Here is a 20856-nt window from a genome sequence, read left to right on the forward strand (position 1 = left end):
ATTCGTGGGGGGCGAGCGGCGCGTCATCACGCCGCCCGGGTTGTCAGTCGCGCATCGGGCCCGGCGCCAGCACTTCGCGCGAGCCGTTGGTGTTCATGGCCGTCACGACCCCGGCCATTTCCATGGCCTCGATCATGCGTGCGGCGCGGTTGTAGCCGATCTTCAGCTTGCGCTGTACGGCGGAAATCGAGGCACGGCGACTCTCCAGGACGAACTGCACCGCTTCGTCATAGAGCGCATCGGTCTCGGCATCGTCGTCACCGCCGCCACTGCTGCCCTCGAAACCGCTGCCGGCCTCTTCGACACCGTTGAGGATGTCGTCGTTGTATTCAGGCGCGCCACGCAACTTCCAGGCTTCGACCACGCGGTGCACTTCGTCATCGGAGACGAACGCACCGTGGACACGGATCGGCAGGCTGGTGCCGGGCGGCATGTAGAGCATGTCACCGTGGCCGAGCAATTGCTCGGCGCCGCCCTGGTCGATGATGGTCCGCGAGTCGATCTTGCTCGACACCTGGAACGCCATGCGGGTCGGGATGTTGGCCTTGATCAGACCGGTGATCACGTCAACCGACGGCCGTTGGGTGGCGAGGATCAGGTGAATACCGGCCGCACGGGCTTTCTGGGCGATACGGGCGATCAGTTCTTCGACCTTCTTGCCGACGATCATCATCATGTCGGCGAATTCGTCCACCACCACCACGATGGTCGGCAGCTTGTGCAACAGCGGCGCTTCGTCGTGGATGCTTTCGCGGTGGTACAGCGGGTCGCTCAACGGCGTGCCGGCTTCCTCGGCCTCCTTGACCTTGGCGTTGAAGCCCGACAGGTTGCGCACGCCCATCTTCGCCATCAGCTTGTAGCGGCGCTCCATCTCGGCAACGCTCCAGCGCAGGGCGTTGGCCGCGTCCTTCATGTCGGTGACCACCGGGCACAGCAGGTGCGGGATGCCTTCGTAGATCGACAATTCGAGCATCTTCGGGTCGATCATGATCAGCTTGGCGTCTTCCGGGCCGGACTTGAACAGGATCGACAGGATCATCGCGTTCACCCCCACCGACTTACCCGAACCGGTGGTACCGGCCACCAGCAGGTGAGGCATCTTCGCCAGGTCGGTGATGACCGGCTTGCCGCCGATGTCGTGGCCCAGGGCCAGGGTGACCGGTGACTTGTGATTGTCGTACTCGGGGGTCGAGAGCACCTCGGAGAAGCGCACGATCTGGCGATCCTCGTTGGGGATCTCGATGCCCACGGTGGTCTTGCCCGGGATCACTTCCACCACCCGCACGCTGGTGACGGCCAGGGAGCGCGCCAGGTCCTTCGCGAGGTTGGCGATACGGCTGACCTTGACGCCGGCGGCCGGCTGGATTTCGTAACGGGTAATGACCGGACCCGGATGGATCGAATCCACCGACACCTCGACACCGAACTCCTTGAGCTTGATCTCCAGCAGGTGACCGACGGCCGCCAGGGATTCGGGGGAATAATTGAGTTGTTTCTTTTCGGCAGGATCGAGGATCGAGATCGGCGGCAAGGTCCCTTCCACCGCGCTGTCGACGAACAGCGGCGCCTGTTTTTCCTTCTGCACGCGCTTGCTCTGCTCCGGCGGCTTGGCCGGGGCCATGGTGATGACCGGCGGCACCTGCTTTTCGCGCTCGGACATGTGCTTGCTCAGGGCCTGCTCGCGCTCGATCAGGCGTTCCTTGACCTTGGCCTGCTCGCGTTTGTCCGGAACGGTGGGCGCCACGACGTCATGGACCCGATCGTCCACTTCACGCAGTTGCGCCACCAATTGCTTGCGTTCGTTGCGCGCCGCCCACCAGCGGTTCAGCGCACCCTGGATCAATTCGATGAGGTCGAGCGTGATCTTGCCGGTCACGTCCATGACCTTGAACCAGGACAGGTCGGTGAACACTGTCAGGCCGAAGAGGAACAGTGCGATGAACAGCAGCGTGCTGCCCTGGATATTCAGGGCATTGCGCGCCAGATCACCAAGGCTCTCGCCCAGCGCACCACCCGCCCCGGCCGGCAGGCCGGTGGGTGCGTGGAAATGGATATGTGCCAGCGCGGCGCCCGACAACACCAGGAACACCAGGCCAATCAGGCGCCAGGAGAACAGCCAGCCGCTCCACTGCCAGGGCTCATGGCGCTGGCGGAAAATCTGATAGGTCTTGATCGCCAGCAGCAGCGGGAAAATATAGGCGAAATAGCCCAGCACCATGAACAGGATGTCAGCGCTGTAGGAACCGGCCGGCCCGCCGAAATTCTGCACGTCTTCGATCTTGCTGTTGTGGCTCCAGCCCGGATCGTCCTTGCCGTAGGTCAGCAAGGCCATCATCAGGAACAGGCACAAGGCCCCAATGGCGATCAACGCACCTTCCTTGAGCCGGTAGTGCAATTGTTGGCGCCAGAGCGGAACGACTGTCTTGGGTGCTGCGGTGGATTTCTTCAAAACGCTTCTTTTCCTGCGCCAATGGCGCGTCCATCTGTTGAATGACTATAAAAACTGCCCACGGGGAGCAGGTAAAAAAGTGAATGTGCTCAACCGGTACTACTTTTACCACTGAGGCATGTTTTACCACTGTGGCATGCGTCCGGAAAACCGCAGGTGTTGCCGAAGATTTGACCTTTTGCCCGTCCTGCGTTCAAAACTCAAGCATTGTACGGGTTTGTCTTGCCCGAGGCATTGCCCGCGCGCCCGGCGACAACCTGGCCAGAAACGGGTCATCGGGCGCCAATTTGAGCATGCATTCTCTTTTGTGACAAAGGCTTATGAGGTGTTTTTTATGAGCGAAGCGAAGCATTCACGCCTGATCATTCTCGGTTCGGGCCCTGCAGGGTACAGCGCGGCTGTCTATGCAGCCCGCGCCAACCTCAAACCCGTTGTCATTACCGGCATACAGGCCGGTGGCCAGCTCACCACCACGGTCGAAGTCGATAACTGGCCCGGCGATGTCGAAGGCCTGACCGGTCCCGTACTCATGGAACGCATGCAGCGGCACGCCGAGCGCTTCGACACGCAGATCGTCTACGACCATATCCATACCGCCAAGTTGCAACAGCGACCGTTCGAACTGGTCGGCGACAGCGGCACCTATACCTGCGATGCATTGATCATCGCCACCGGCGCCTCGGCTCAATACCTGGGCCTGCCTTCAGAGGAAACCTTCGCCGGCAAAGGCGTGTCCGCCTGCGCGACCTGTGATGGCTTCTTTTATCGAAACCAGGTGGTGGCCGTTATCGGTGGCGGTAACACGGCGGTTGAAGAAGCCTTGTACCTGTCGAACATCGCCAGGGAAGTTCACCTGATTCACCGCCGCGACAAGCTGCGCGCGGAAAAGATATTGCAGGACAAGCTCTTCGAAAAGGCAGCCAACGGCAATATCCGCCTGCACTGGAACCAGAACCTGGATGAAGTGCTGGGTGACGCCAGCGGCGTGACCGGCGCGCGCCTGCGGCACAGCGAGACGGGCGATACCAGCACGTTATCCCTGGCCGGGGTGTTCATCGCCATCGGGCATAAACCCAACACCGATCTGTTCCAGGGCCAGTTGCAGATGCGCGACGGCTACCTGATTGTGCGCGGCGGCAGCGAAGGCAATGCCACCGCCACTGACATCGAAGGTGTTTTTGCCGCCGGCGACGTGGCTGACCACGTCTATCGCCAGGCCATTACGTCCGCTGGTGCCGGCTGCATGGCCGCGCTGGATGCAGAGAAGTATCTCGATGACATCCCGGCCGTTTGACGGTTAACCTCTAGGGCGGGCCTATGACAGGGCCCGCTCCCCTCCCCTTCTGCAAGTCCGGATAACGATGCTGACCTGGTTACAACGCAACACGTTCGATTTCCCACCGCTGGAAAAAGCCATGCGCGACCCCAATGGCTTGCTGGCCGCCGGCGGGGATCTTTGCGCCGATCGGTTGATCCAGGCCTATCGCCACGGCTGTTTTCCATGGTTCTCGGAGGGACAGCCGATTCTGTGGTGGTCACCGGACCCGCGCACCGTGCTGTTTCCCGACGAACTGCATGTTTCCCGTAGCCTGAACAAGCTGTTGCGCAAGCAGCGCTATCAAGTGACGTTCGACCGGGACTTCGCGGCGGTCATCAAGGCCTGCGCCGCACCCCGCGATTATGCCGACGGCACCTGGATCACCGACGCCATGCAGACCGCTTATCTGGAACTGCACCGGCGTGGCTTCGCCCATTCGGTGGAGGTCTGGGACCAGGACCAACTGGTGGGCGGCTTGTATGGCCTGGCGATGGGGCAACTGTTTTTCGGCGAGTCGATGTTCAGCCGGGCCGACAATGCGTCGAAATTCGGCTTCGCAACCCTGGTCCAACATCTCAAGGAAGCGGGTTTCGTGCTCATTGACTGCCAGATGCCCACCGAGCACCTGCACAGCCTGGGCGCCCGGTCGATTCCCCGCGCGGCGTTTGCCGATTACTTGAAGGCACACCTGGACCAGCCCAACCAGGCCACCTGGCTTTGCTGAGCGATATTCGCGCGACTGGCTTACACTTGAATTGAAGTTTTATCCCGAGGGTTGATCATGACCGAGTTGGCGCGCTTGAAGTTCTATGCCACTCAACCTCACTCTTGCAGTTATCTGCCGGAGGAGCAGGCCACGACCCTGTTCCTCGACCCGAGCCAGCCCATGGATGTGCATGTCTACGCAGACCTGTCGGAAATGGGCTTTCGGCGCAGTGGCGATCATCTTTACCGGCCCCATTGCCAACACTGCAATGCGTGCGTTCCGGCGCGCATTCCCGTGGCGCGATTCACACCCAATCGCCAGCAAAAGCGTATTTTCAAGCGCAACGCCGACTTGCAGGTGCGCCCGGCCAAGCCGCAATTTACCGAAGAATATTTTGACCTGTACCAGCGCTATATCGAGCAACGCCACGCCGATGGCGACATGTACCCGCCCAGCCGGGATCAATTCTCGACGTTCCTGGTGCGCGACCTGCCGTTCTCGCGCTTCTACGAGTTCCGCCTCGACGGCCGACTGGTCGCCATCGCCGTCACCGACCTGCTGCCCAATGGGCTTTCGGCGGTGTACACGTTCTATGAGCCCGACGAAGAAAAACGCAGCCTGGGACGTTTTGCGATTCTCTGGCAGATCAACGAGTGCCGGCGCCTGGGCCTGGATGCGGTGTACTTGGGCTACTGGATCAAGAACTGCAAAAAAATGAACTACAAGACCCAATATCGGCCCATTGAATTGCTGATCAACCAGCGGTGGGTCGTCCTGAACTAAGGGCTCGCTCGCAATGAGTGCCCCGATGCAAGTACCCGACTCGTCGAGTATCCCAAGAACCCCTTGGCTTGCCCCCCCTTTTTCGGGCACAATGCACGCCGCTTTTGCCTGGCGCAGTTGCACCGGGCCATTCACTGGATACCGAGGGCTTTACTGCATGTCGAAAGAAGACAGCTTCGAAATGGAAGGCACTGTCGTCGACACCCTGCCCAACACCATGTTTCGTGTGGAGTTGGAAAATGGGCACGTCGTAACCGCGCATATCTCCGGCAAGATGCGCAAGAACTACATTCGTATTCTTACCGGTGACAAAGTGCGCGTCGAGCTGACGCCCTATGACTTGAGCAAAGGGCGCATCACTTACCGCGCTCGCTAACAAGTCAATACAAAACGCCCGGCTCATGTCGGGCGTTTTTGTTTGCCTGGGATTTGTCCCGATCTTTCAGAACACAGCTTCCCTGTGGGAGCGAGCCTGCTCGCGATGGCGGCGTGTCAGCTTGCGCATATATTGAATGTGCCATTGAATTCGTCGGAACGCCGCCCGGAGCAGGCTCGCTCCCACAGAGAATTGGTGTGAATCTCGAGCAATAAAAAAGGCGCCTCTCGGCGCCTTTTTACTTTGCTGCAGGTAACGATCAGGCCATTTCTGCCGTGGTTTCGAAGTCGAACGTAAGCTCGCCATCCTTGATGTCGATGTGGACCACACCGCCATGCTCGGCCAGTTCGCCAAAGAGGATTTCCTCCGCCAGTGGACGCTTGATCTTGTCCTGGATCAGGCGAGCCATCGGCCGTGCCCCCATCGTCACATCGTAGCCACCTTCGGCGAGCCAGCTGCGTGCCGCATCGGTAACCTCCAGCAACACCCGCTTGTCTTCGAGCTGCGCCTGAAGTTCGGTAAGGAACTTGTCCACCACGCTCTTGATGACTTCATGGCTGAGGCGACCAAACTGGATGATAGTGTCCAGGCGGTTACGGAACTCAGGCGTGAAGCTCTTCTTGATCACTTCCATCGCATCGGACGAGTGATCCTGATGGGTGAAACCGATCGAAGCGCGCGCAGCGGTTTCAGCGCCGGCGTTGGTGGTCATGATGATGATCACGTTGCGGAAATCCGCCTTGCGTCCGTTGTTGTCGGTCAGCGTACCGTGGTCCATGACCTGCAGCAGCAGGTTGAAGACTTCCGGATGCGCCTTCTCGATCTCATCGAGCAACAGCACGCAGTGCGGCTGCTTGGTGATCGCCTCGGTCAGCAGGCCGCCCTGGTCGAAGCCGACATAACCTGGAGGCGCACCGATCAGCCGCGATACGGTGTGACGCTCCATGTACTCGGACATGTCGAAGCGCACCAGCTCGATCCCCAGCGCCTTGGCCAACTGCCGTGCCGCCTCGGTCTTGCCGACACCGGTAGGCCCGGCGAACAGGAACGAACCGACCGGTTTGTCCGGCGACTTGAGACCGGCGCGCGACAGCTTGATGGCGGTCGACAGCGAGTCGATGGCCGCATCCTGACCGAACACCGTGAGCTTCAGGTCGCGTTCCAGGTTACGCAGCAGCTCCTTGTCGGAACTGGTGACGTGTTTTGGTGGAATCCGCGCGATCTTCGCGACGATGTCCTCGACCTGCGGCACGTCGATGCGCTTGACGCGATTCTCCACCGGTTGCAGGCGCTGGTAGGCACCCGCCTCGTCGATGACATCGATGGCTTTGTCCGGCATGTGCCGATCATTAATGTAGCGCGAGGCCAGCTCGGCGGCGGCGCGCAACGCCTCATCGCTGTATTCGATGCTGTGGTGCAGCTCGAAACGCCCTTTCAGGCCGCGCAGGATGCCGATGGTGTCTTCCACCGACGGCTCCGAGACGTCGACTTTCTGGAAACGCCGGGCCAAAGCACGGTCTTTCTCGAAAATGCCACGGAATTCCTGGAACGTGGTCGAGCCGATGCAACGGATATCACCCGAGGAAAGCAACGGCTTGAGCAGGTTCGAGGCATCCATGACGCCACCCGACGCAGCACCGGCACCGATGATGGTGTGGATCTCGTCGATGAACAGGATCGCCTGCGGACGTTTCTTCAGCTCGCCGAGCAGCGCCTTGAAGCGTTTCTCGAAGTCGCCGCGGTATTTGGTACCGGCCAGCAAGGCACCCAGGTCGAGGGAATAGACGACACTGTTGGCCAGCAGGTCCGGCACCTGGTTATCGACGATGCGCTTGGCCAGGCCTTCGGCGATCGCGGTCTTGCCCACGCCCGCCTCGCCTACCAGCAGCGGATTGTTCTTGCGACGCCGGGCCAGGATCTGCGCCACGCGCTCGACTTCCGCCTCGCGCCCGACCAGCGGGTCGATACGGCCCTGGCGCGCCAGTTCGTTCAGGTTGCTGGCATAGGCATCCAGGGGATTGCCTGAAGAAGAAGACTCACCGCCCTCGTCGTCCTGCATGTCCTGCTCACCCTCGGAATGATCGCCATGCCCGGGCACCTTGGAGATGCCATGGGCGATGTAGTTGACGACATCGATACGCGCCACGCTCTGCTGCTTGAGCAGGAAGACCGCCTGGCTTTCCTGCTCGCTGAAGATCGCGACCAGGACATTGGCGCCGGTGACTTCGCGCTTGCCCGAGCTCTGTACGTGAAAGACAGCACGCTGCAATACACGCTGGAAGCCCAGGGTTGGCTGGGTTTCGCGATCCTCGTCATGAACGGGGATCAATGGCGTGGTGGAGTCGATGAACTCCTGCAGATCATGCTTGAGTTTATCGAGGTTTGCGCCGCAGGCACGCAAAACGGTGGCGGCAGCCTCATTATCCAATAGGGCCAGCAGCAGGTGTTCGACGGTCATGAATTCATGACGCTTCGAACGAGCCTCCTTGAAGGCAAGATTGAGGGTGACTTCGAGCTCGCGGTTTAACATAGCTTCACCTCATACCCAAGTGGTCGGCGTTAACCGTCCTTCTCGATTTCACAGAGTAGCGGATGCTGGCTTTCCCGGGCGTACTGGTTGACCTGCATGGCCTTTGTCTCGGCGATGTCGCGGGTAAACACTCCACATACTGCCCGTCCCTCTGTATGGACGGCCAGCATGACCTTGGTCGCCAGCTCGCGATTCAGGTTAAAAAACACCTCGAGCACTTCGACGACGAAATCCATCGGTGTGTAGTCATCGTTGAACAAAACCACCTTGTACATCGGTGGAGCCTGTAAAGCGGGCTTTGATTCCTGAACAGCAATACCCGCTGAATCGTCGTCATGTAGATCCGGGCGATCCTGATTGAATGTTAGTCGAATCTGGCTGATTGCATGCATGGAAAGAAAGGTTCGTTTAGTTGGCGAATACAGTGATGGGGCCGCTTGCAGGCGATTTCAACCGCTACTGCCCGATCACCTTGACTATCGGCAAATCGGTGTTACAACCAATAGAGCCCACCGTGGGTTAAAAAGGTCCGTGAAGTCAATCCGATTTCAATGATCGACGGCGGATGGTCAGGATGATACTCCCATGGCGGGGTGTGTTGCAGAGGGATATTGGTATGCCGGGTACCGGGATGACATTCAAGGGCAAGGTCAAATGGTTCAACAACTCCAAGGGCTTCGGGTTTATCAATCGCGATGGCGATCCGAATAAGGAAGACCTGTTCGCTCACTACTCGGCGATCCTGATGGACGGCTACAAGACCTTGAAGGCCGGGCAAACCGTGTCGTTCAGCATGATCCAGGGTCCCAAGGGCGTACACGCAGTCGCCATCACGCCCGTCGCGCAGGACAACGCCGACGCCACGCCCGAATCCGTCAACGCCCTGGAGCACGTCAGCGCCTCCGAAAAAGGCTGACACACCCGCCCCTCCTCAGGCAAAACGCCCGGATCGATCACTCGAGCCGGGCGTTTCCAGTTGCGTAACGATCCGCCTACATGTGCGAAATCAGTGCATCACCAAAGCCGGAAGACGATACCAGCTTGGCTCCGTCCATCAGGCGTTCGAAGTCATAGGTCACGGTCTTGGCCGAGATCGCGCCGTTGGTGCCCTTGATGATGAGGTCGGCCGCTTCGGTCCAACCCATGTGACGCAGCATCATTTCCGCCGACAGGATCAGCGAACCCGGGTTGACCTGGTCCTTGCCGGCATATTTGGGCGCGGTGCCATGGGTGGCCTCGAACATCGCCACGGTGTCCGACAGGTTGGCGCCCGGCGCGATACCGATACCGCCCACTTCGGCCGCCAGGGCGTCGGAGAGATAGTCGCCGTTGAGGTTCAGGGTCGCGATCACGTCGTACTCGGCCGGGCGCAGCAGGATCTGCTGGAGCATGGCGTCGGCGATGGCATCCTTGACCACGACATTCTTGCCGGTCCGCGGATTCTTGAACTGCATCCAGGGCCCGCCGTCGAGCAGGGTCGCGCCGAACTCTTCGGCCGCCACTTCGTAGGCCCATTCCTTGAAGGCACCTTCGGTGAACTTCATGATGTTGCCTTTGTGCACGATGGTCAGCGAGTCGCGGTCATTGTCGACAACATATTGCAAGGCTTTGCGCGCCAGACGTTTGGTGCCCTGCTTGGAAACCGGCTTGACGCCGATACCGCAATCTTCGTCGAAGCGGATCTTGGTAACACCCATTTCCTCCTTGAGGAACTTGATGACCTTGGTGGCCTCGGCCGAACCGGCCTTCCACTCGATGCCTGCATAGATGTCTTCGGAGTTCTCGCGGAAGATTGTCATGTCGACATCGCCAGGCTTCTTCACCGGGCTTGGCACACCCTCGAACCAGCGCACCGGGCGCAGGCAGACATACAGGTCCAGCTGCTGGCGCAGCGCGACGTTCAACGAGCGGATACCGCCACCGACCGGCGTGGTCAGCGGGCCCTTGATGGAAACCACGTAGTCCTTGACCGCGTCCAGGGTTTCCTGGGGAAGCCAGGTGTCCTGGTCGTAGACCTGGGTGGCTTTTTCACCGGCATAGACTTCCATCCAGGAAATCTTGCGCTTGCCGCCATAAGCCTTCTCGACCGCGGCATCGACAACCTTGATCATGACCGGACTGATATCAACGCCAATACCGTCACCTTCAATGAAAGGGATGATCGGATTGTCGGGAACATTAAGAGAATGGTCTGCATTGACGGTGATTTTGTCACCGACGGCTGGAACCTGAATCTTTTGATACCCCATGCTGAACTCCATTGCTTGGATTGAACATCTGGCTGCGTTCGAGCGTACCCCAGTTGTATCGGCACGCAAACCCTACGTTCGGCCCGTCCTCGGCAAATAAACCGAGTTCGCCGCGTACAAGCCTGAAAACCAAGGGAAAAGCGCCAAACTTGAGCATAGTCCAGCCCCGCGGCCTGCGACGTTTAGACCAATGGACGTGTACGGAAGTCTATGAACCGTCGGCAGATCGCCAGCTACCTATGTATAATGCCGCCGCTGACCACAGGGTCACGACGGCTGACGGCTCTATCACGAGACTTTCCGCCAATTTGAAAGCCGGACCGTTACCGCGGCCCGACCGCTTGACGCTCGACTGATGCACCCAACATCACCGCGAAGAAACCTCGACATTCGGCTCACGGATGACTTTGAACGAACGCGCTTACCCGGCGCCCCTCGAGTTTCTGCGCATGCTTTAGCAAAGAAGAGAGTTAATCCGAATATGCCCACCCGCTCGAAGATCATCTATACCTTCACCGACGAAGCGCCTGCCCTCGCCACCTATTCGCTGCTGCCGATCGTCGAAGCCTTCACCGCTTCGGCCGATATCGCCGTGGAGACCCGCGATATCTCCCTCGCAGGGCGCATCCTGGCCAGCTTCCCCGAGCAACTGGGTGACAAAGCCGTAGCCGACCACCTCGCCGAACTGGGCGACCTGGCCGTCACGCCTGAAGCCAACATCATCAAGCTGCCGAACATCAGCGCCTCGGTGCCGCAACTGCAGGCCGCGATCAAGGAATTGCAGGCCCAGGGCTACGCACTGCCAGACTACCCGGAAACCGTGACCACCGACGCCGAGAAAGAAGTCCGCGCCCGTTACGACAAGGTCAAGGGCAGCGCCGTGAACCCGGTCCTGCGCGAAGGCAACTCCGACCGCCGCGCGCCGCTGTCGGTGAAGAACTACGCTCGCAAGCACCCGCACAAGATGGGCGCCTGGGCTGCCGATTCCAAATCCCACGTGGCCCACATGAGCACCGGCGATTTCTACGGCAGCGAAAAAGCCGCCCTGATCGACGCCGCGGGCAGCGTAAAGATCGAGCTGATCGCCAAGGACGGTACTGCCACTGTTTTGAAGGAAAAAACCACCGTCCAAGCCGGTGAGATCCTCGATTGCGCGGTCATGAGCAAAAATGCCCTGCGCAATTTCATCGCCGCCGAAATCGAAGACGCCAAGCAGAAAGGCGTGCTGCTGTCGGTTCACCTCAAAGCGACCATGATGAAGGTCTCCGACCCGATCATGTTCGGCCAGATCGTGGCTGAGTACTATAAGGACGCGCTGGCCAAGCACGCCCAGGTACTGGAGCAGATCGGCTTCAACCTGAACAACGGCATCGGCGACCTGTACGCCCGCATCAAGGCCCTGCCGGCCGAGCAGCAGGCGCAGATCGAAGCCGACATCCAGGCGGTCTATGCCGTTCGTCCGGCACTGGCGATGGTCAATTCCGACAAAGGCATCACCAACCTGCACGTGCCGAGCGACGTCATCGTCGACGCCTCGATGCCAGCCATGATCCGTGACTCCGGCAAGATGTGGGGCACCGACGGCCAGCTGCACGACACCAAGGCCGTGATCCCGGATCGCTGCTACGCGACCATCTACCAGGCCGTGATCGAAGACTGCAAGCAACACGGCGCCTTCGACCCGACCACCATGGGCAGCGTGCCGAACGTCGGCCTGATGGCCAAGAAAGCCGAAGAGTACGGCTCCCACGACAAGACCTTCCAGATCAAGACTGACGGTGTGGTCCGCGTCTCGGACAACAACGGTCGCACCCTGCTGGAGCAGAACGTCGAGGCTGGCGATATCTTCCGCATGTGCCAGACCAAGGACGCGCCGATCCAGGATTGGGTCAAGCTCGCCGTCAACCGCGCCCGCGCCAGCAGCACCCCGGCAATCTTCTGGCTCGACCCGATGCGCGCCCACGATGGCGTGATGATCGAGAAGGTCCAGGCTTACCTGAAGGATCACAACACCAGCGGCCTGGACATCCGCATCATGTCGCCTGTCGACGCGATGAAGTTCACCCTGGCGCGTACCCGCGAAGGCAAGGACACCATCTCGGTGACCGGCAACGTACTGCGTGACTACCTGACCGACCTGTTCCCGATCATGGAACTGGGCACCAGCGCCAAGATGCTCTCGATCGTGCCACTGATGAACGGTGGCGGCCTGTTCGAAACCGGCGCCGGCGGCTCGGCACCCAAGCACGTGCAGCAATTGCTGGAAGAGAACTTCCTGCGTTGGGATTCCCTGGGCGAGTTCCTGGCCCTGGCCGCATCCCTGGAACACCTGGGCGTGACCTACAACAACCCGAAAGCACTGGTGCTGGCCAAGACTCTCGACCAGGCGACTGGCGAATTCCTGGACCGCAACAAGTCGCCTTCGCGCAAGGTCGGCGGCATCGACAACCGCGGCAGCCACTTCTACCTGACCCTGTTCTGGGCCCAGGCACTGGCCGCCCAGGATGACGACGCAGCGCTCAAGGCGCAGTTCACCACCCTGGCCAAGGCCCTGACCGACAACGAAGAAAAAATCGTTGCCGAGCTCAACGCGGTCCAAGGCAAGCCAGTGGACATCGGCGGCTACTACTTCGCCAACCCTGAGCTGACCAGCAAGGCCATGCGCCCGAGCAACACCTTCAACGCGGCGATTGCTGCGCTGGTATAAGGTTGCAAGGAAACACCACAAACCCCGGCCCTGTGCCGGGGTTTGTGTTTCCGGGCCACCACCTGACAATCATTTCCCCCTGTGGGAGCGAGCTTGCTCGCGATTGCGATTCATCATTCAATTCAGATGCTGACTGACCCACCGCTATCGCGAGCAAGCTCGCTCCCACAGGGGGATTGAAGCAGAGCCGGCAGAGACAGGTCGGCTGTCAGGCCGCCTTCGCGAGCAAGCTCGCTCCCACAATTAGATCGGGGTATAGCCAAAGAGACAGGCCGGCTATCAGGCCGCCTCGCTTTCGATCTTGATCTTGATCTGAGGCGCCCCGTTAACCACGATGGCCGAACGCAGGCATTGCGCAGTGGGCAACCCGGCATGGATGCCGGGTTAGCCGCGCTGGGCCATGGATGGCCCTTCGCGGCGGCCCACGGAGCAATGCCGGAGTGAGGGCATGCCGAGCCTAGGCGAGGCACCGAGTGGTGGGGCTAAGCCTTTTTGGTTACTTTTTTGGCGTCTGAAAAAAGTGACCCGCCGTAAGGGCGGAACCCTAAGCAGCCGTGACCGCAGCAATGGATATGTACCCAGCCAACAAAATCCCGGCCAGCTATCAGGCCGCCTTCGCGAGCAGGCTCGCTCCCACAATTAGATGGGGGTATAGCTGGGCGGGCCTTTGATGTAGTCCGCGATGAATAGCAGTTTCAGGTCCATAGGTCTCGCCATGGCACGGTCAGATCCTCGAAAACCGACCCTGCCAGTTAAAAACTGTTACCTATGTGAGTGAACTGATTTGTAACCTATGTGGGTGAGTCATACCCCCAAAGCCTTTTTGGTTACTTTTTTTGGCGTCTGAAAAGTGACCCGCCGTAAGGGCGGAACCCTAAGCAGCCGTGACCGCAGCAATGGATATGTACTCAGCCAACAAAATCCGAGAAATAGAGGAGTCTCATGAACTGGCAACCCCACATCACCGTCGCCACCATCGTCGAAGACCACGGCCGCTTCCTGATGGTCGAAGAATCCAAAGGCGGACGAGCAGTGCTCAACCAGCCCGCCGGCCACCTGGACCCGAACGAAACACTGATCGAAGCCGCCATACGCGAAACCCTCGAAGAAACCGGCTGGGACGTCGAACCCACCAGCGTCACCGGCCTCTACCTCTACACCGCCCCGAGCAACGGCGTGACCTACCAGCGGGTCTGCTTCGCCGCCAAAGCCCTGAAACACCACCCGGATTATCAACTGGACGACGGCATCCTCGGCGCCAAGTGGCTGACCCGCGACGAATTGCTGACACAGCGCGACCGCTGGCGCAGCGAGCTGGTCATCCGCTGCATCGACGATTACCTGGCCGGCCATCGCCACAGCCTGGAGCTTATCCGCCCTTCTCTTTAGCCTTGCACGCCCGGGCCTGATAGAATCGCGTCCTTTTTCAAGACACTCATTGAATTCCTATGCGTGATCCAGCCTCTTCGCACACCCCCAAGCAACGCGTCATAGTCGGCATGTCCGGCGGCGTGGACTCTTCCGTTTCCGCCCTTCTGCTGATCGAGCAGGGTTATGAGGTGGAAGGCCTGTTCATGAAGAACTGGGAAGAAGACGACGGAACCGAATACTGCACCGCCATGGACGACCTGGCGGACGCCCAGGCCGTCTGCGACCGGATCGGCATCAAGCTGCACACCGCCAACTTCGCCGCGGAATACTGGGACAACGTGTTCGAGCACTTCCTCGCCGAATACAAGGCCGGTCGCACGCCGAACCCGGACATCCTCTGCAACCGCGAAATCAAGTTCAAGGCGTTCCTCGACTACGCCATGATGCTCGGCGCCGACCTGATCGCCACCGGTCACTACGTGCGCCGCCGCGACATCGACGGTCGTACCGAGCTGCTCAAGGGCCTGGACCCGAACAAGGACCAGAGTTATTTCCTGCACGCCGTCGGCGGTGAACAGATCGCCAAGACCCTGTTCCCGGTGGGCGAGCTGGAAAAACCCGAAGTGCGCGCAATTGCCGAGAAACATGACCTGGCCACCGCCAAGAAGAAGGATTCCACCGGGATCTGCTTCATCGGCGAACGGCGCTTCAGCGATTTCCTCAAGCAATACCTGCCGGCCCAGCCGGGCGAGATCAAGACCACCGAAGGCGAAGTCATCGGCCGCCACCATGGTCTGATGTACCACACCATCGGCCAGCGCCAGGGCCTGGGCATCGGCGGCTTGAAAGACGCCGGCGAAGAGCCGTGGTACGTGCTGGTCAAGGACCTGGAGCACAACGAGCTGATCGTTGGCCAGGGCAATGACCATCCATGGCTGTTTTCCCGTGCCCTGCTCGCCTCCGATATCTATTGGGTCAACCCGATCGACCTCCGCGAACCGCGCCGCCTGACGGCCAAGGTTCGCTATCGCCAGAGCGACCAGCCCTGCACCCTGGAAAAAACCGCCAGCGGCTATCGCGCCACGTTCGATGATCCGCAGCGCGCGGTCACGCCCGGCCAGTCCGTGGTGTTCTACGACGGTGAAATCTGCCTCGGCGGCGGCGTGATAGAAGTCGCCGAGCCATGGAGCAGCCAGGCATGACGCCGATCCAGGAACAACTGACGGCACTCGGCGGGGTGTTTCTCGCCGCGGTGCTGGTGGACCGGATCGCCAAGACCGGCCAGGCCACCGAAGCCGGCCTGGGCTGCATGCTCGGCAGCCTGCTGGTACGCGACCCCAAGGACACCCTGGAAGTCTATGGTGGCGATGACCTGAACCTGCGCGAAGGCTACCGTGCGCTGATCGGCGCCCTGGAGCGCGACCCCAGCGCCCTGCAACGCGAGCCGCTGCGCTACGCCCTGTCGATGCTGGGCCTGGAGCGTCAGCTGGCCAAGCGCGACGACCTGCTGGACACCATCGGCAAACGCTTGCCGCAGATCCAGTCCCAGGTCGAACACTTCGGCCCGTCCCACGAAAACGTGATCGCCGCTTGCGGCGCGCTGTACCAGGACACCTTGAGTACCCTGCGCCAGCGCATCCAGGTGCACGGCGACATGCGCAACCTGCAGCAGCCAAGTAACGCCTCGAAGATCCGCGCCCTGTTGCTGGCCGGGATTCGCTCGGCGCGGCTGTGGCGACAACTGGGTGGGCATCGCTGGCAGCTGGTGATCAGCCGGCGCAAATTGTTGAAAGAGCTTTACCCGTTGATGCGCAACGAATAAGTCGCCTCGACCTGCTTGTGGACATTGAGGGGCTGCTTTGCAGCCCAGCGGGAGCAAGCGCCCTCGCCACAGGTAATGAACAGTTTTATCTCGATACGCGTAACACGCCGGTCAGTTGGCAACGGACCGGCGCTGGATTTCATGTATGATACGCGCCCCATTTCGTTGCCCGACTGTCCGAGAACACCCCATGCAGCTCTCTTCGCTCACTGCGGTTTCCCCTGTAGACGGCCGCTACGCCGGCAAAACCCAGGCCCTGCGCCCTATTTTCAGCGAGTACGGCCTGATCCGTGCCCGCGTTCTGGTTGAAGTGCGCTGGCTCCAGCGCCTGGCCGCTCACCCTGGCATTGGCGAAGTACCGGCCTTTTCCGCCGAAGCCAACGCGGTACTGAACGCCCTGGCCGACGATTTCGCGCTGGAGCACGCCGAGCGCGTCAAAGAGATCGAGCGCACCACCAACCACGACGTCAAGGCCATCGAATACCTGCTCAAGGAGCAGGCGGCCAAGCTGCCGGAACTGGCCAACGTCAGCGAGTTCATCCACTTTGCCTGCACCAGCGAGGACATCAACAACCTGTCCCACGCCCTGATGCTGCGCGAAGGCCGTGACGAGGTGATGCTGCCCCTGATGCGCCAGACCGCCCAGGCCATCCGCGAACTGGCGATCCGCTTCGCCGACGTGCCGATGCTGTCGCGCACCCACGGCCAACCGGCTTCGCCGACCACCCTGGGCAAGGAACTGGCGAACGTGGTGTATCGCCTGGAGCGCCAGATCGCCCAGGTAGCCGCCGTGCCACTGCTGGGCAAGATCAACGGCGCCGTGGGCAACTACAACGCCCACCTGTCGGCCTACCCGGACATCGACTGGGAAGCCAACGCCCGCGCCTTCATCGAAGACGAGCTGGGCCTGAGCTTCAACCCGTACACCACCCAGATCGAACCGCATGACTACATCGCCGAGCTGTTCGACGCGATCGCGCGCTTCAACACCATCCTGATCGACTTCGACCGTGACATCTGGGGCTACATCTCCCTGGGCTACTTCAAGCAGCGCACCATCGCCGGCGAAATCGGTTCCTCGACCATGCCGCACAAGGTCAACCCGATCGACTTCGAAAACTCCGAAGGCAACCTGGGCATCGCCAACGCGCTGTTCCAGCACCTGGCGAGCAAGCTGCCGATTTCCCGCTGGCAGCGCGACCTGACCGACTCCACCGTGCTGCGCAACCTGGGCGTAGGTTTTGCCCACAGCGTCATCGCCTATGAGGCCAGCCTCAAGGGCATCAGCAAGCTGGAACTGAACGAGCAGAAAATCGCCGCCGACCTGGATGCCTGCTGGGAAGTCCTGGCCGAGCCGATCCAGACCGTGATGCGTCGCTACAACATCGAAAACCCCTATGAAAAGCTGAAAGAACTGACCCGTGGCAAGGGCATCAGCCCGGACGCGTTGCAGACTTTCATCGATGGCCTGGACATGCCTGCCGAGGCCAAGGCAGAGCTGAAGAAGCTGACCCCGGCCAGCTACATCGGCAACGCGGCGGCACAAGCCAAGCGCATCTGACACATCGCTTCACCTTTGAGACGCCCGGCCGCGCCGGGCGTTTTTATTCGCGTCTGAAAAGTATATTTTTTCAATAGGTTACACATGAATTCTGACATTCCACTGCAACTCCTGGGCGGTATCACGGCACGGGAGTTCCTGCGCGACTACTGGCAGAAGAAACCCCTGCTGATCCGCCAGGCCATTCCTGACTTCGAAAGCCCGATCGACGCCGACGAACTGGCCGGCCTTGCGCTTGAGGAAGAGATCGAGTCACGCCTGGTGATCGAACACGGCGAGCGCCCCTGGGAATTGCGTCGCGGCCCGTTCGCCGAAGACGAATTCAGCAAACTGCCGGAGCGCGAGTGGACCCTGCTGGTGCAGGCGGTCGACCAGTTCGTACCGGAAGTCAGCGAGCTGCTGGAGCATTTCCGCTTTTTGCCGAGCTGGCGCATCGACGATGTGATGATCAGCTTCGCTGCCCCAGGTGGCGGCGTCGGCCCGCATTTCGACAACTACGATGTGTTCCTGCTGCAGGGCCACGGCAAGCGCAACTGGAAAATCGGCCAGATGTGCAACTCCGAAAGCCCGCTGTTGCCCCATGCAGACCTGCGCATCCTCGCCGATTTCGAGGCGACCGAGGAATGGGTCCTGGAACCTGGCGACATGCTCTACCTGCCGCCGCGCCTGGCCCACTGCGGCGTCGCCGTGGATGACTGCATGACCTATTCGGTGGGTTTCCGCGCACCTAGCGCCGCCGAGGTGCTGACCCATTTCACCGACTTCCTCAGCCAGTTCCTGCCGGACGAAGAGCGCTACACCGACGCCGATGCGCGGCCTGTCGCCGACCCGCATCAGATCCAGCATGACGCCCTGGACCGCCTCAAGGGCCTGCTGGCCGAGCACATGAGCGACGAGCGCCTGCTGCTGACCTGGTTCGGCCAGTTCATGACCGAGCCGCGCTATCCGGAACTGGTCGTCGGCCCAGAGCTGGAAGAGGACGATCTGCTGGCCGGCCTGGAACAGGGCGCGGTGATCATTCGCAACCCGAGCGCTCGCCTGGCCTGGTCGGAAGTCGATGACGACCTGTTGCTGTTCGCCAGCGGCCAGAGCCGTTATTTGCCGGGCAAATTGCGCGACCTGTTGAAGATGATCTGTGCCGCCGACGCGCTGCACATCGAAAACCTCGGCCCATGGCTGGCCGACGAGGACGGTCGCGGCCTCATTCATGAATTGGTCAAGCAAGGTAGCCTGGGGTTCGCCGATGAATAAAATTCACGTTCGTGTCGCAGACTGGCAAAAGGATAACGCCGAGATCCGGCGCATTCGTGAAGCGGTATTCATTGCCGAGCAATCCGTGCCGCCGGAGTTGGAGTGGGATTCGGACGATCAGGATGCCGTGCATTTCCTGGCCTTCGAAGGCGACTTCCCCATCGGCACCGCGCGCCTGCTGACCGATGGCCATATCGGCCGCGTCTCGGTCCTGAAGGATTGGCGCGGCCTGAAAGTCGGCGATGCGCTGATGCACGCAGCAATCGCCGAGGCCGAGAAGCGCGGGCTCAAGCAGCAGATGCTCAGCGCTCAGGTGCACGCCACGCCGTTCTACGAGCGACTGGGTTTTGCGGTGGTCAGCGAGGAGTTCCTCGAAGCCGGGATTCCTCATGTGGACATGGTGCGTCATTCGACCTAATACCCCTGTGGCGAGGGAGCTTGCTCCCGCTGGGCTGCGCAGCGGCCCCCGCTTTTTGGGGTCGCTTCGCGACCCAGCGGGAGCAAGCTCCCTCGCCACAAAGGCAGCCCTGCAACAACATCCTGCAACGCCCAAAACGCCCCGCCATCCACCGATGCCGGGGCGTTTTGCCGTCTACCATTCAACTTGCCCCACCCGGGGCCGACAAACTGGCAATATCCAGCTTTTGTCTCGCGGAGAAATGGACATGTCCCTACGTACCCTGCTGACCACCCTGCTGCTCGGTTGCAGCCTGTCAGTCATGGCGGCTACCGAAATCGTGCCGCTGAACTACCGCACCAGCGCGGACTTGCTGCCGGTGGCGCAGAACTTCGTCGGCAAGGATGGCCAGGTCAGCGCTTACGGCAACCAGCTGATCGTCAACGCCGAACCTGGCAAGATCGAAGAACTTCGACAATTCCTGGCGCAGCTCGACGTGGCTCCCAAGCGCTTGCTGATCACGGTCGACACCAATGAAAACAACCTGCAAGGCGACCAGGGTTACTCGATCAACGGCGCCGCACCCAGCCAGACCCGCATCATCAACCGCAGCACCGCCAGCCGTGACGGCGGCGTGCAGCAGATCCAGGCCAGCGAGGGCCAGCCGGCGCTGATCCAGGTGGGCCAGAGCGTGCCCTTCACCAGCAACCAGACCGATGGCTATGGGCGCATGCAAAGCCAGACCGAATACCGCAACGTCACCCAGGGTTTTTACGTAACGGCCAGCGTCACCGGCGAGACCGTTCATCTGAGCATCAGCACCAACCGTGACCGCATGAGCCAGGAACGTCCCGATGTAGTGAACGTGCAAAGCACCGACACAACCGTCAGCGGGCGCCTGGGCGAGTGGATCACCCTGGCCGGGGTGAATCGGCAGAATCAGGCCGATAAACAAGGCCTGACCCGCAGCTACTCGACCCAAGGCCGGGATGACATGATTTTGCGGGTCAAGGTCGATACGCTGAACTGAAGCACCAGAAACTGACTGATAAGTCGTATTAGACCAAAGATGTAGTGCCTGAAAAAAAGCACTACAAAACGTTTGACGAGCCAAAAAACCGAAGGCATGATGGCCTCGCTCCCGCTAATCAGGGGCCCTGGCAAGGGCCTTCGGGTCGACGCTTGCAACTACCCTGCGAGCCGATTCGTGTCTGTACCGCCCACAAGGTGTGTTTGACGAGGTTGCGACTGGAACGAAGTTGTCCCGAGGGACGGAAGCGTAACTAGGTAACCCGGCATCACTCTGAGTTCGTATGAAGGCCCACGACGCCCGAAT

At 60.6% G+C, this 20856-nt stretch carries 17 protein-coding genes; 13 read left to right on the forward strand and 4 right to left on the reverse strand.

The window, feature by feature from the left end; all coding sequences use genetic code 11:
• Nucleotides 1–43: 43 nt before the first annotated feature.
• Nucleotides 44–2449: a DNA translocase FtsK gene (locus J3P96_RS18225; RefSeq protein ID WP_434569010.1), complete on the reverse strand. Its 2406-nt coding sequence runs from the start codon at nucleotides 2447–2449 to the stop codon at nucleotides 44–46.
• A gap of 334 nt (nucleotides 2450–2783) precedes the next feature.
• On the opposite strand from J3P96_RS18225, the gene trxB reads away from it, so the two are divergent.
• The 4 genes from trxB to infA all read left to right on the forward strand — a co-directional run bounded on the left by trxB (nucleotide 2784) and on the right by infA (nucleotide 5632).
• Nucleotides 2784–3743, forward strand: a complete 960-nt coding sequence (gene trxB, locus J3P96_RS18230; RefSeq protein ID WP_434603730.1) for a thioredoxin-disulfide reductase — start codon at nucleotides 2784–2786, stop codon at nucleotides 3741–3743.
• Between the two features lie 67 nt (nucleotides 3744–3810).
• Nucleotides 3811–4491: a leucyl/phenylalanyl-tRNA--protein transferase gene (gene aat / locus J3P96_RS18235; RefSeq protein WP_434569012.1), complete on the forward strand. Its 681-nt coding sequence runs from the start codon at nucleotides 3811–3813 to the stop codon at nucleotides 4489–4491.
• A gap of 57 nt (nucleotides 4492–4548) precedes the next feature.
• Nucleotides 4549–5256 carry an arginyltransferase gene (locus J3P96_RS18240; RefSeq protein WP_305495537.1) on the forward strand — a complete coding sequence of 236 codons (708 nt, stop codon included), beginning with the start codon at nucleotides 4549–4551 and terminating at the stop codon, nucleotides 5254–5256.
• A 157-nt stretch (nucleotides 5257–5413) separates the two neighbouring features.
• A complete protein-coding gene (gene infA / locus J3P96_RS18245) occupies nucleotides 5414–5632 on the forward strand; it encodes a translation initiation factor IF-1 (RefSeq protein WP_002553999.1) in 219 nt (72 codons plus the stop codon).
• Between the two features lie 259 nt (nucleotides 5633–5891).
• Here the strand turns inward: infA and clpA are convergent, their stop codons facing one another.
• Both clpA and clpS read right to left on the reverse strand, forming a co-directional pair.
• A complete protein-coding gene (clpA, locus tag J3P96_RS18250) occupies nucleotides 5892–8162 on the reverse strand; it encodes an ATP-dependent Clp protease ATP-binding subunit ClpA (protein WP_305495539.1) in 2271 nt (756 codons plus the stop codon).
• Nucleotides 8163–8191: 29 nt separating this feature from the next.
• Nucleotides 8192–8554: an ATP-dependent Clp protease adapter ClpS gene (clpS, locus tag J3P96_RS18255; RefSeq protein ID WP_305495541.1), complete on the reverse strand. Its 363-nt coding sequence runs from the start codon at nucleotides 8552–8554 to the stop codon at nucleotides 8192–8194.
• A 224-nt stretch (nucleotides 8555–8778) separates the two neighbouring features.
• Here clpS and J3P96_RS18260 point away from each other — a divergent pair, with 224 nt between their 5' ends.
• Nucleotides 8779–9078 carry a cold shock domain-containing protein gene (locus J3P96_RS18260; protein WP_434624690.1) on the forward strand — a complete coding sequence of 100 codons (300 nt, stop codon included), beginning with the start codon at nucleotides 8779–8781 and terminating at the stop codon, nucleotides 9076–9078.
• Between the two features lie 76 nt (nucleotides 9079–9154).
• Here the strand turns inward: J3P96_RS18260 and icd are convergent, their stop codons facing one another.
• Complete coding sequence (gene icd / locus J3P96_RS18265) at nucleotides 9155–10411, reverse strand: NADP-dependent isocitrate dehydrogenase (protein WP_305495545.1); 1257 nt, start codon at nucleotides 10409–10411, stop codon at nucleotides 9155–9157.
• Nucleotides 10412–10892: 481 nt separating this feature from the next.
• Here icd and J3P96_RS18270 point away from each other — a divergent pair, with 481 nt between their 5' ends.
• The 8 genes from J3P96_RS18270 (at nucleotide 10893) to J3P96_RS18305 (ending at nucleotide 20550) form a co-directional block, all read left to right on the forward strand.
• A complete protein-coding gene (locus J3P96_RS18270) occupies nucleotides 10893–13118 on the forward strand; it encodes an NADP-dependent isocitrate dehydrogenase (RefSeq protein ID WP_434652795.1) in 2226 nt (741 codons plus the stop codon).
• Nucleotides 13119–14060: 942 nt separating this feature from the next.
• Nucleotides 14061–14507: an NUDIX hydrolase gene (locus tag J3P96_RS18275; RefSeq protein WP_434652797.1), complete on the forward strand. Its 447-nt coding sequence runs from the start codon at nucleotides 14061–14063 to the stop codon at nucleotides 14505–14507.
• A gap of 59 nt (nucleotides 14508–14566) precedes the next feature.
• Complete coding sequence (mnmA, locus tag J3P96_RS18280) at nucleotides 14567–15691, forward strand: tRNA 2-thiouridine(34) synthase MnmA (RefSeq protein WP_434652799.1); 1125 nt, start codon at nucleotides 14567–14569, stop codon at nucleotides 15689–15691.
• Nucleotides 15688–16311 (forward strand): high frequency lysogenization protein HflD, encoded by a 624-nt coding sequence (gene hflD / locus J3P96_RS18285; RefSeq protein WP_434652801.1) that lies wholly within the window; start codon nucleotides 15688–15690, stop codon nucleotides 16309–16311. The genes mnmA and hflD overlap by 4 nt, the downstream gene beginning before the upstream one ends.
• 190 nt (nucleotides 16312–16501) lie before the next feature.
• Nucleotides 16502–17872 (forward strand): adenylosuccinate lyase, encoded by a 1371-nt coding sequence (gene purB, locus J3P96_RS18290; protein WP_434603714.1) that lies wholly within the window; start codon nucleotides 16502–16504, stop codon nucleotides 17870–17872.
• Between the two features lie 84 nt (nucleotides 17873–17956).
• Nucleotides 17957–19123, forward strand: coding sequence for a cupin domain-containing protein (locus J3P96_RS18295; RefSeq protein ID WP_305495555.1), 1167 nt, complete (start codon nucleotides 17957–17959; stop codon nucleotides 19121–19123).
• Complete coding sequence (locus J3P96_RS18300; RefSeq protein ID WP_434603710.1) at nucleotides 19116–19541, forward strand: GNAT family N-acetyltransferase; 426 nt, start codon at nucleotides 19116–19118, stop codon at nucleotides 19539–19541. The genes J3P96_RS18295 and J3P96_RS18300 overlap by 8 nt, the downstream gene beginning before the upstream one ends.
• Nucleotides 19542–19788: 247 nt before the next feature.
• Complete coding sequence (locus J3P96_RS18305; RefSeq protein WP_434652804.1) at nucleotides 19789–20550, forward strand: secretin N-terminal domain-containing protein; 762 nt, start codon at nucleotides 19789–19791, stop codon at nucleotides 20548–20550.
• The last annotated feature ends 306 nt before the right edge of the window (nucleotides 20551–20856 follow it).

Origin of the sequence: Pseudomonas sp. R3-56 (assembly GCF_051132075.1) — a bacterium.
Taxonomy (GTDB): domain Bacteria; phylum Pseudomonadota; class Gammaproteobacteria; order Pseudomonadales; family Pseudomonadaceae; genus Aquipseudomonas.